Below are 11,884 nucleotides of genomic sequence, written 5' to 3'. Positions count from 1 at the left end.
GATTGATAGCCCAAGTCAGCAGCATAGCGCCGCCTCAGGCCATAACGAAGCCGATTTTGGCGATACCTGCTATCACCTCATCCTTAGCGTACCTGCGCGGCTAGCACGTCGTAGGGCGGCATGGCCTTGGCCACTTCCAGCATCACGCCGCGCAGCCAGATGTGGCAAGGATCGTTCTCTTGAAAGCGGTGCCACTGCACGCACTCCGCCATCAGTGGCAGCGTGTAGGGCAGGGGTAGCAGGCGCACCGGCAGGCGTCGCGCGCAGGCTTGCGCCAGGCGCGTGTGCATGGTCGCCACCAGGTCGGTGCCGATCAATACCGCCGCCATGCTGACGAAGTCCGAAGTGGTGACCTTGATCCGGCGTTGCACGCCCAAGCCTTGCAGCATCAGCTCCTCAAAGGTGGCTGAACGCGGGCGACCCAACATCGGTGCCACGTGCGGCAAGCGCAGATAGGTTTCGGCGTCCAGCGTGTCGCCCACCTGCGTATTGCCTTCCCAAATGACGGCGCAGTAGCTGTCTTCGAACAGCAGCCGTTGCGGATGTTCCTCGGCCAGGAAGTTGCGGGGAATGATGAGGAAGTCGTTCTCGCCGCGCCGCAGTTGTTCACTGGCGTCGTCCGACAGCGGCACCAGGTCCAGCGTCATGTTGGGCGCGTCGCGCAGCACGCGCGCCACCACGCGGTTGAGGAATACTTCGGTGGCGTAGTCGGACACCATGATCTTGACGCAGCGGGTTTCTTTGGCAGGGTCGAAGCTGACGCGCATGCCGACGGTGGCGTGGATGTGCAGGATCAAATCGCGCACCGGCGCTTCCAACTGGCGGCCCAGCACCGTCGGCTCCATGTTGCGGCCGACGGCTGCCAGCAGCTCGTCTTCGAAGAACTCACGCAGGCGCGCCAGCATGCCGCTCATGGCGGACTGGCTGACGTTGACGCGCGCCGCTGCCCGCGTGATGTTCTGTTCCTTCAGTAGCGCGTCGAGCGCCAGCAGAAGGTTCAGGTCCAGACGGTTGAATCGCATGACCTACCCTCCATGTTCCGACTGGCACATGGTACGCGATGCTTGCGCCGCCGCGCAAGCAGGTAATACCGCCCGCATCAGATGCTGTTCTTGCGGGCGATGCCGCCCAGCAGACGCGCACTTGGTTTGATGGTGCGGCGCATCGTGGTGCGGTCCACGGCGATCAGGCCGAAACGTGGCTTGTAACCGAAGATCCACTCGAAGTTATCCAGCAGCGACCAATGCAGGTAGCCGCGTACGTCGATGCCGTCGCGCAGGCAGTCCGCAGTGCTCTTCAATGCGCGCTGGATGTATTCCTCGCGCTGCTTGTCGTCGTCAGCCGAGATGCCGTTCTCGGTGACGTAGATCGGCAGCTTCACGTGCTGCGCGGTGTAGCGGATGGTGGCGCCCAGCGCCTCGGGCCAGAATTCCATGTGGTTGCTGGTCAGGCGCGCACCGGCCGGTGGCGGCAGTTCGCCTTCGGGCGAGATCAGGCTGCGGGTGTAGGTCTGCACGCCGATAAAGTCGCCGTTCTGGGAGACGGCCTTGAACCACGGCTCGTAGGCGATAGCGCGCTTGCGGTCGCGCATCGTCGCGTCGCCCACGGCCTGGTCGTCGGCGATGGCCAGCGATACGCCCACCGGCAGTTTTGGACATGCGGCCTTGATGGCCTGGTAGCCGAGGCGGTGGCCTTCCAGCATGCCGGTCTGGATCTTGGCGAAGTCGCCGAAAATCCACGACGAGAATTTGCCGGTGCCGGTGCCGGCGCGCTCGCCCGCTGCTTTCAGCATGGCTTTCTCCGGCGGGATGCCGGTCATGCCGGACAGCGGGCCTGGAATGCCGAACAGCAGCTGCGCCAGATTCGGTTCGTTGAAGGTGGTGGCCAGGTCCATCTTGTCGCCCAGCTCCGTGGCGACCTTGGTGCAGTAGCGCGCGAACAGCTGCGCCGCGCCTTCGGCTTCCCAGCCGCCACGGCCGGCGAACCAGTATGGCGTGATGAAGTGGTTGAACGAGACCACCGCTTTTACCTTGTGCTTGTGGCAGGAAGCCAGCACGTCGCGGTAATGTTCAATCGCCGCCACCGAGAACATGCCTTCTTCCGGTTCCACGCGTGCCCATTCGATCGAGAAGCGGAAGCTGTTCAGGCCCAGCGACGCCAGCATGGCGATGTCCTGGTCGAACAGGCGGTAGTGGTCCACGCCCGCGCCGGATGGTTCGACGAAGATGGATGGCTTGACGTTCTCCAGCAGCCAGGCGTCGCTGTGGACGTTGTCGCCTTCGACCTGGTGGCCGGCGGTGGCAGCGCCCCACAGGAAGCCTTTTGGGAAGCGGTAGCCTTTGTCGGCGGCGAACGACAGTGGCGACAGCAATGCGGTGCCGGTCAATGCGGCGACGGCTTTCAAGGTGCTGCGGCGGGATGCGACGATTTTCTTGTCTTCCATGGTGTCTCCAGTGTTGGTTTATTTTTCGGTGCTGCGCGAGAGCAGGCGTACAGGGCCAAGCAGGCCGCCAGGCATCAACTTGGCGTCGGCTTGATACGGTTTGAAGGTGCTGAAGGTGTAAGGCTGCGTTACGCCCGGCTGGGCGTCGCCGATCAGGCGGTTCGGCCACAGGTTGGTGACTGTGACTTCCAGCGCGTTGCTGCCAGGTTTGAGCAGGCCGGTGACGTCGGCCACATACGGTGGCTTCCACAGCAGCGGCAGCGGCTTGCCATTCAGTTTGACTTGCGCCATCACCTGCACGTCGCCGAGGTCCAGCAGTACGCTGGCGTTCTTGCGCAGCCACGCCGCGTCGGCTTTCAGTTCGCGGCGGTAGGTGGCGCTGCCGGAGTAATACTTCACGCCGTCCACTTGCGATGTACTCCACGACGTAAGGCTAGCCAGTGTGATGCTGACTGGTGCGCCGCCACCTGGTGCGAAGTCCAGCTTCCATGGGCCGGACAGCGTCGCCAGCGGGCGCGTGATCGTTATCGGCGGCGTGCCCGGCGGCGCAGTGCCGGTCGCGGTCCGCGGCGCGGCGGCAGGTGCAGCGCCAGTGGCACTGGCACTGGCAGCGGCGGCGTTGGCGCGGAAGACGACGAACACCGAGCCTTGCTCCTCAAGTTCCAGCGAAACGATGGTGCGGCCGTTCTCCGTGCGGTAGATGGCCGGTGCGGTCTTGCCGCTGTCCGCGTACCACAGCTCCGGACGCAAACCGCTCACGCGGAAGCTGGCCTCAAACTTTTCTGCGCGCGCCTTTTGATTGGCGACGAAGTAAATCTCCGTGCCATTGTCGCTGCGGTGCGTGGCGACGACGTCCGAGTCCGCGTATTGGCGGCTGAAGGCATAGTCCGGCGTCACCTGAAGGCCTTCCAGCACAGTGGCGATCTCGCGGCCGGAAACGACTTTGCCTTTGCCGTAGCGGTGCTCGGCCACGGTGCGGCCATCGGCATCGCCCCACATGCCTTCCGCAATCTGCGTCAACTCGGCCTGGTCGCCCATGCCCGGCGTGCTGCGTGGCTTGGGGCCAAGCAGCGTGGCGCCGGCTTCGACCAGGTCGCGCAGCTTGCGCAATAGCGGCAGGCTGATGGCGGTGGTGGTGGACGGCAGCACCAGCAGGCGGTAAGAAGCACCACCTTGCAGTTCAAGACGGCCATCGCGCACGCTGGCGCGCTGCTGCAGCACTTCGGCATTGACGTAGTCGTAGCCATAGCCGGCTGGCACGGCGGGGCGGTCCTGCTCACCGAAAGGCGCGGACACCGGCGCGCCTTCGCCGTAGAAGTAGGCGATGTCGTTGACTGAACGGCCCTGCTGCAGCATGTACGAGGCGCGGCTCAGGTAATCCATCCACGGGCGTGCCTGTTCGGCCCAGGTCTCGTTGCGGGTAAAGTGCTGGCCGAAGCGCCACAGGCTCACGCCCGGCTTGCGGCCGTCGAATGGCTGATGCGGCGAGGCGTGGATGACAAAGCGGTTCACACCCAGCGCCATGTATTGGTCGGCGATCCATTTCAGGTCGCGCGGGCTGCGGCTGAACGATGGAATCATCGGCGTCGCGGTGAATGCTTCCGCCGCCACCAGCTGCTTGCCGTAGATGTGTGCCGCCGACGCGGCCTCGCGGATGTCGGACACCTGGTTAGCAATCGGCTTGTCGCCCGGATTGCGGTCCCAGAACTCGCCCATCGGAATATCGACGCGGCCCTTGGCCTGCAGGCCGTCGCCGGTGGTCGGCAGGTTGACGCCCATCGCCTCGGCATACACCTGCATGCCGTGCTTGTGCGCCACCTCGGTGGCGGCGGCGTAGTGGTTGTCGGAGATCAGGTCGGCGATGGTGCGGCGGAAGTCCCACAGGAAGCGGTCGCTGGCCTCGGCGCTGTCGACCACGCGGCCGCTTAGCACCGGCAGCCATGGCAGCGCATCGTAACCGCGACGCTGGCGGAACTCGGCCAGCATGTTGGCGGTCCAGTTTTGCTGGTTGGCTTCCCAGCTGTCCAGCATCAGGTGGCTCAGGCCTTTGGCATCGGCCATCTTGCCGAGATAGGTTTCGAAATGCGAAGTTACGGCGGCGCGATCGAGCTTGTCCACTTCCAGTCCCACGCCTTGTTGCGTGGCCGGGTCGTTGGTCTGGCCGGTGAGCGAGTAGCCCAGGCGCAGCACGGCCCAGCGGCCGGCGGGGACGTCCCAATCGAGGCTGCCATCGGCGCGCAGCTTGCCGGTCAGGTCGATCACCGACTGGCTGCGCACGGCCATGTCGGCGGCGACGGCCGGTGTGCCCAGGCTTTCATATTCTTCGGCGATGGAGAAACCGGCCTTGTCTTCGTAGCGATGCACGCGGCCGCTGGTGGCGACCGAGAATTCGGCGATGTCGTGGGCCGTTTGGTGCGGCTTGCCCATCACGTCGTCGAGGAAGTTACGCGCCGGCTTGCCCAGTTCCAGCCGCACGAAGCGTACCGCGCGCTCGGCGAAGGCATAGGTGCGCACACCGGTGGTGGTGCTCAGGCCCGAGTGCACGGAGCCGGGCAGGGTGGCCACGGTGTCCCAGCGCACGCCGTCGGCGCTGACCTTGACCGCGCCGTCCGGAATCTGCACCTGTCCCAGCGACAGGGTGACGGCTTGTGCCCGTACCGCTTGTGCGTATTCGATCTGCACCCAGGCCGGCTTGCCGGCATCGGCCGATACCGGCAGCTTTTGCGCGTGTTCGAAATCGCCATCGTCCAATGCGGCGGCAGTGAAGTCGCCGCTGCTGGCGGTGATGGTGCGGGCCGGCGCGGCGGCTTCCGCATCCGGCAGGCGATAGGCGATGACGGCGGCGTCTGCGTACCACTGCGGCACGGTGAACTTCTGGCGGCTGTATGGCTGGCCGCCAGGCGAGCCGTCCGGCATGGGCGCGTGGTCGGACTGGCGGTGAATGGGAATGTTCTGGAACGGACCGCTGACCGACGGCGGCGCGGCCAGCGTGCCACTGAAGCGGCGCGGCCCTTCCACTTTGGTCTCGGTCCAGACGTACTTCTTCATGCCTTGCTGCGGCGTCACCCACGGGCCGCCGGATTCGCTCCAGCCGCTGCCGCCGGCGACGGCGACTTCCATGCCGAGCTTACCCGCCAGGGTGGTGGTGTAGCGCAGGCTGTCGAGCCAGCGCGGCGACATGAACTCGGCCGGCTGCGCGACATACTGCGCCGTGCCCAGGTCGACGTCGAAGATATGCACGCCACCCACGCCGATGCGGTTCATCCATTCCAGGTCGAGCTGGATGCCTTTGTTGTCGACGTTACCATTCATCCAGTGCCACCAGACGCGCGGGCGGGCTTCCTGCGGCGGTTTTTCGAACGAGGCCAGGTCGGCGGCGTAGGCGGCGCAGGACATGCCGACAGCGGCGGCGAGTGCGAGCAGGCGAGGCGCGGCGCCGTATGGCGCCCGCCCGGGGCGGGATTGATGCATGTTTGTCTCCGTTGTACGGCTTTTTTTAGTGATCACACCATAACAGTGCGGCGTCCATCAGTAAAACGATGAGTTGCAATAGCACGTATCACGAATCCAGATCGCGCACGAATTTGAGCATTGCGGCGGACAGGCTTTCATCGCCGGTGTTGACGGCGTAGACTTGCGTCAGGTGGTTATGGCCCCGCACCACGTGGATCTGCGGGTTGTAGCCGTGGTGCGTGACCAGGCGCGCGAACAGTTCGCAGGACTGCACCTGCATTTGTGGCGGATCGAGTTCGGCGTAGCTGACGAAGGTGGGCAACGGCGCGGCGTCGATCAGGTCCACGGTGGACATGGCGGCGTGGCGCGACAGGTCGGCACCGAAGTAGGCTTCGTTGCGCGGGTCGGGCGTGGCGACGCCGAATTGTTCGCGCGCGCGCAGCTCCAGCCCGGCGTTGTAGACGCCGGAGACCAGCGCCATGCCGGCCGGATGCACGCCGCCGGCAGGGTGGAAGCGCTGGATCAGCGTGGCCGCCGCCACGTGTGCGGCGCCGGCGGATTCACCGGCGATGACGATGTGCGCAGGATTGCCGCCATGGCGAGCCACGTTCTCGCGTGCCCAGGCGAAGACGGCGGAAGCGTCCTCCGCACCGGCCGGCCATTGCACTTCCGGCGCCAGGCGGTAGTTCGGCACGATGGTCAGCACGCCGTTGCGCGAGAAGTAGCGGCCGAAGTTTTCACGGTCGGCCTTGTCGCCGCGCAGGAAGCCGCCGCCGTGCAGGAAAATCAGCACCGGGAAGCCGCCTTGCGGCGCCTCGCCCAGCGGGCGGTACACGTCCAGCTTGTGGCGCGCGTGGCTGCCGTAGGGCAGGTTGCGCTCCACCGTGCCGCCTGGCGGCGACTGCTCCAGCACCGGCGCGTAGAGATTGCGGGCAAACGGTGGATCGATCACCGCGCCGGCCGCGCGGATCACTGCTTCGAAGGGATGGGCCATGGCGGTTCCTTAGCGCGGATCTTTGTGGAAGGCGCCGTCCTTCATGATGGCGCGCAGGCGCTTGCGGTCCTGCAGCACCGTCACATCCCGATCCGGCTCGCCGTCCACCAGCAGCAGGTCGGCCAGGTAGCCCGGCTTGATCTGGCCCAGCTCTTCGCCCTGGCCCATCAACTGGCCGCCCAGCAGCGTGGCCGCTGAAAGCGCTTCCACCGGCGTGTAGCCGAACAGGCGCACAAACAGCTCCAGGTCGCGCGCGTTGCGGCCGTTCGGGTTGAATGGGAAGCCGTAGTCGCCGCCCGGCAGGATGCGCACGCCGCGCCGTTTCAGTTCCGGTATCAGCTTCGACTGCAGTTCCAGCACTTCGGCGGCGCTGCGCTTCATGTGGCTCATGTCGAAGTGCGGCGGCGGCGAGGCGTCCAGCGTGGCCTGGATGATGCCGATGGCGGGAGCGACGAAGATGTCGTCGCGCGCCGCTTCCAGCATGTCCAGCGCTTCGGAGTCGGCGTAGGTGCAGTGGTACAGCACGCGGAAACCGGCGCGTATCGCCATCTTCACCGCTTCCGACGCTTGCGCGTGGGCCGCCAGCCACACATTCGATTCGCGCGCCTGCTCGCCGGCGGCGCTGGCTTCCTCCTGCGAGTAGAGCAGCTGTTGCGAGGCGCCCGGCAGCAGCGCATCTTCGCCGGAGAGCAGGAACTTGACCGACTTGGCGCCCAGCGCCGCGCAGTCGCGCACGAAGCCGCGCAACGCTTCCGGGCCGGTGCCGTGTTCTTCCACCTGGCCGGGGCTCAGCTCATCGGCGCTCGGCGGCGAGCGTTCGATCGACGATGCGACCAGGCGCGGGCCGGGCATGCCGCCGCTGTCGATGAAGGTTTTCAGCGTGGTTTCCACCGTCTTGCTGAGCGAACCGGCCGAGTAGGCGCCGGTGAAGCCGTGGTCCAGCAGGATGCGAGCGTTGCGCGCGGTGGTCAGCACCAGGTCTTCCAGCGGCAGCGCCATGCCGGGCACGAAGCGCTCGACCGAGCTGGGCCAGGACAGGTGGGCGTGGGCCTCGATCAGGCCCGGCATCAGCGTGGCGCCGGCGCCGTCGATGACGCGGTCACCTTCCTGTGGCGCGATGTTGCCGTCGGCGTTGACCTGGGTGATGCGCTGGCCTTCGACGCGTACCGCGCCTTTGCCCGAGGTGTCCAGCATGTGCGCGCCGTCGAAAATGCGCACATTGTTGAAAATGATGCCGTTCATGGAGTCTCCATTTTTTGTAGTGATCGAATGGAGGGAAAGTCTATCTACGCCCCGTAGACGACCAAAGCCTAATTTGGTGATACCAGCTATCGCGCAAAGGAATCACAATCCGCGATAGCTCATATCAAAACACTGGCTTATGAGATTGCAGGGTTCCGCTGATATCTTCGTCATCACAAAATTAAAACGACGGAGACATTCCATGAACCATGCAAGCAGCGGCCGTGGCCGCGCTGTATTAATGCTGGCGCACTTTGCCGGCATGATCGACCTGGTGGCATTGCCGGTCTGGGTCGGCGCGCTGGTGCAACATTATCAGTTTGATCTTGAGCACGCGGGCATGGTGGTTACCGCATTCCTCCTCGGCGCTGTCGTCGCCAGCCTGCTTGCTGCACCGCGCTTCAATATACTTCCGCATCGTTTGTTGGCCATGGGCGGCTACGCCGGTGCCGCCGTGGCTTTCGCCTGCGCTTCGCAAGTCAGCGATTTCGCCGTGTTGTTGCCGTTGCATGCGCTGGCGGGCCTCTGCCTCGGCACCGGCTTGTCGATGGTGCACGGCGCCATCGGCCGCAGCGCCAATCCACACCGCCTGTTCGCCATGGCCGGCGCCGCGCTGGGCGTGGGCGCGGTGGTGTTTTATGGTGCGGTGCCACCAGCGATTGCCGCCGGTGGCGGCCAGATTCTCTTCTTTGTCTTTGCCGGCTTGATGGCGGTGACCGCCGCCGCCTGCAGCGCCTTCCCCCACATCGCCACCGACCCGCACCATGCGCAGCAGCGCGCACCGCTGTCGCGGGTGGCGTGGCTGGCGGTGCTGGGCGTCACCTGCATGGCGCTCAACCAGTCGATCACCTTCGCCATGCTGGACCGCGTGGGCGTCATGCGCGGCTTCGGCCAGGAGCGCGTCAACATGGTGTTGCTGGTGTGCGGCTTCGTCAACCTGCTGCCTGCGGTGCTGGCGGGACTGCTGCAACAGCGCTTGTCGGCGACCCGCGTGGCCTTGATCGCACCGCTGGTGCAGGCCACGCTGGCGGTGATCATCGCCAGCTCGCCGACCTTTGAACCGTATGCACTGGCCGCCAGCGTATTTGCCGCTGTGATGATCTTCACCCATACCTTCCTGTTTGGCCTGATCGCCAGGCTCGATCCGAGTGGCCGCGCAGTGGCTTCCACGCCGGCCATGATGATGACCGGCGCCGCCATCGGCCCGGCGCTGGCCGGCAGCGTCGCCATGCGCGCCGGCTTCGGCGGACTGGCCGTGCTGGCGGTGGTGGTGGGCATTGCCGCCACCTGCGCCTTTGCCTACGTCAGCCGCCACGGACGCGGCGCCGCCGGCGCGCCGCTGGCCGCCGTCAAATAATTTTATTCACTTGAGCTAACCATCATGACCGAACTGAATCTCGCCGCCGCCAATATTATTCTCAACGCCGCCATGCAGGAAGCCGGCAGCAAGGGCTATCGTCCGATGTCCGCCGTGGTGCTGGACGCCGGCGGTCACCTGGTCGCCATGCAGCGCCAGGACGGCGCCAGCATGTTCCGCGCCGATATCGCCACCGGCAAGGCCTGGGCGGCGGTGGCGATGGGCGTGCATAGCCGCGCGCTGATGAAACGCGCGGCCGACAATCCAAGCTTCTTCGGCGCGCTGGCCAGCACGGGGCAGGGCAAGTTCATTCCGCAGGTGGGCGGCGTGCTGGTCAAGGATGCAGAGGGCAATATCCTCGGCGCGGTGGGCGCCAGCGGCGGCACCGGCGACGAGGACGAGGCGATCTGCATCCACGGCATCGTCACCGCCGGCCTGAAGGCGGACTGACATGCAAGCTTCCTGCACCTGCGGCATCGATATTCACAGCCACGTCGTGCCCGAGCATTTTCCGGCATACCTGGGCAGTGCCGCGCCGGCCGACTGGCCGTCGATGGCGCCGGCGCATGAGTGCCATCGGCATGTGGTCATTTCGGACAAGGTGTATCGCACGGTGTCCGAGCGGTGCTGGAGTCCTACGCGCCGCATCGAGGACATGGATGCCATGGGCCTGTCGCTGCAAGTGATCTCGCCCATGCCGGAGCTGCTGTCCTACTGGATGGCGCCGGCCGCCGCCGCGCAGCTGCTGCGCTACATCAACGAGCAGATGGCCGAGATGGTGGGCTTGTCCGGCGGCCGCCTATGCGCGCTGGGCGCGGTGCCGTTGCAGGATATGGACCTGGCGCTGGCGGAACTCGACTACGTGATCGACAAGCTGGGTTTCGCCGGCGTGGAAATCGGCAGCAATATCAACGGCAAGCCACCCGGTGCGTCGGAGTTCGCGCCGTTCTTTGCGGCGGCGGAGGCTAAGGGCGCGGCGGTGTTCGTGCATGCGCTGCGCCCGGCCGGCAAGGAGCGCCTGGTGGGACCGGCCCAGTTGCAGCAGGCGCTCGGCTATCCGACCGATGTAGGCCTGGCCGCAGCGTCGGTGCTGACCACCAACCTGATCGAACGCCACCCGAAACTGCGCATCGCCTTCAGCCACGGCGGCGGCACGCTGGCGGCGCTGCTGCCACGTCTTGAGCAGGCACGCCGCGTATTCCCTGCGCTGCAGGAGGCCATGCCTTCCGGTCCGTCCGAGCAGGCGCGCCGGCTGTTCTACGACGCGTTGGTGTTCGATACGCCGACCTTGCAGCACCTGCTGGCGCGCTTCGGCGAGAGCCAGCTGATGATAGGCACCGATTACCCGTTCGCTTTCCATGAACGCAAGCCGCTGGCGGCGATCAACGACGCCGTGGCCGACGCCGTGCTGCGCGCGCGGCTCATTACGCACAACGCCGAGCGTTTCCTCGGCCTTCCATCCACTTTGCAATAAGGACTGACCATGCCTGCATCCCTTGCCGGTAAATTACGCAGCATCGCCATCGGTGTGACCGATCTGGCGGCGGCGGAACAATTCTACGTATCGACCTGGCGTCTGACGCCGGTCGCGCGCACCGACCATGCGGTCTACCTGCGCGGCAGCGGCGCGGATCACCACATCCTGGCGCTGCATCGCAGCCAGCAGCCGGATGTGCGACGTGTCGATTTCGTGGTCGCGCAGGTGCAAGACCTGGCACGCATCGCCGAAGGCGTGCGCGCCAACGGCGGCCAGGTGCTGGCCGATGTGCATGACAACACGGAGGCTGATGGCGGTAGCGCTCTGGACGTGCAGGACCCGCAGGGCCGCCATCTGCGCTTTGTGCACGCGCCGGCGGTGCACGCCGTCGGCGGCGACGCCGGCGCCAACGCCAACGCCGATGCTCCTGTACGCATCACCCACGTGGTGTTCAACAGCGCGGACGTGGCGGCGGCGCAGGTGTTCTACGAACGCGCGCTGGGCTTTTCGCTGTCGGACCGCACCCGCATCATGGCCTTCATGCGCTGCGGTAGCGACCATCACAGCATCGCGCTGGCCGATGCCGACGCCAACACGCTGAACCACATCGCCTTCGTCATGCCGGACCTGGACGCGGTGATGCGCGGCGGCGGACGCATGACCGACGCCGGCTATCCGATCGAATGGGGCGTGGGTCGTCACGGGCCCGGCAATAACGTCTTCTCCTACTTCATCGGCCCGGACGATTTCGTCATCGAGTACACGGCCGAAGTGCTGCAGGTGGACGACAGCTACCGCGTCGGCAAGCCGGAAGACTGGACCTGGCCGCCCGGCCGCTTCGACCAGTGGGGCGTATCGAAGCCGCCGTCGGACCGCATCAAGCAAGCACAGAAAAAAATTCGTTTCGCAAATCAATAA

General features: G+C 65.8%; 9 protein-coding genes. 4 read left to right on the top strand and 5 right to left on the bottom strand.

All coding sequences use genetic code 11. The annotated features are described in order from the left end of the window. Positions 1–83: 83 nt before the first annotated feature. The 5 genes from ACXZ1M_RS04990 to ACXZ1M_RS04970 form a co-directional block, all read right to left on the bottom strand. A complete protein-coding gene (locus ACXZ1M_RS04990) occupies positions 84–1,022 on the bottom strand; it encodes a LysR substrate-binding domain-containing protein (RefSeq protein WP_459052089.1) in 939 nt (312 codons plus the stop codon). A gap of 77 nt (positions 1,023–1,099) precedes the next feature. Continuing rightward, entirely contained in the window at positions 1,100–2,443 is a 1,344-nt protein-coding gene (locus ACXZ1M_RS04985; RefSeq protein ID WP_459052088.1) for a glycoside hydrolase family 1 protein, read from the bottom strand. 18 nt (positions 2,444–2,461) lie between these two features. Further along, the gene (locus tag ACXZ1M_RS04980) at positions 2,462–5,914 is read right to left on the bottom strand and encodes a glycosyl hydrolase (protein WP_459052087.1); all 3,453 of its coding nucleotides are present in this window, start codon (positions 5,912–5,914) and stop codon (positions 2,462–2,464) included. Between the two features lie 88 nt (positions 5,915–6,002). Beyond that, positions 6,003–6,890, bottom strand: a complete 888-nt coding sequence (locus tag ACXZ1M_RS04975; RefSeq protein WP_459052086.1) for an alpha/beta hydrolase — start codon at positions 6,888–6,890, stop codon at positions 6,003–6,005. A gap of 9 nt (positions 6,891–6,899) precedes the next feature. Continuing rightward, positions 6,900–8,132, bottom strand: a complete 1,233-nt coding sequence (locus ACXZ1M_RS04970; RefSeq protein WP_459052085.1) for an amidohydrolase family protein — start codon at positions 8,130–8,132, stop codon at positions 6,900–6,902. A 202-nt stretch (positions 8,133–8,334) separates the two neighbouring features. On the opposite strand from ACXZ1M_RS04970, the gene ACXZ1M_RS04965 reads away from it, so the two are divergent. Genes ACXZ1M_RS04965 through ACXZ1M_RS04950 form a run of 4 tightly spaced genes read left to right on the top strand, consistent with a single transcriptional unit; the run spans position 8,335 to position 11,884 of the window. Beyond that, the gene (locus tag ACXZ1M_RS04965) at positions 8,335–9,489 is read left to right on the top strand and encodes an MFS transporter (protein ID WP_459052084.1); all 1,155 of its coding nucleotides are present in this window, start codon (positions 8,335–8,337) and stop codon (positions 9,487–9,489) included. Positions 9,490–9,513: 24 nt separating this feature from the next. Then, complete coding sequence (locus tag ACXZ1M_RS04960) at positions 9,514–9,939, top strand: GlcG/HbpS family heme-binding protein (RefSeq protein ID WP_459052083.1); 426 nt, start codon at positions 9,514–9,516, stop codon at positions 9,937–9,939. Position 9,940: 1 nt separating this feature from the next. Further along, positions 9,941–10,963 (top strand): amidohydrolase family protein, encoded by a 1,023-nt coding sequence (locus tag ACXZ1M_RS04955; RefSeq protein WP_459052082.1) that lies wholly within the window; start codon positions 9,941–9,943, stop codon positions 10,961–10,963. A 9-nt stretch (positions 10,964–10,972) separates the two neighbouring features. Continuing rightward, positions 10,973–11,884: a VOC family protein gene (locus tag ACXZ1M_RS04950; RefSeq protein WP_459052081.1), complete on the top strand. Its 912-nt coding sequence runs from the start codon at positions 10,973–10,975 to the stop codon at positions 11,882–11,884.

The sequence above is a fragment of the Duganella paludis genome (assembly GCF_054461335.1).
Note: the sequence above shows the minus strand (reverse complement) of the source record. Positions and strands in the feature narration are given on the sequence as shown.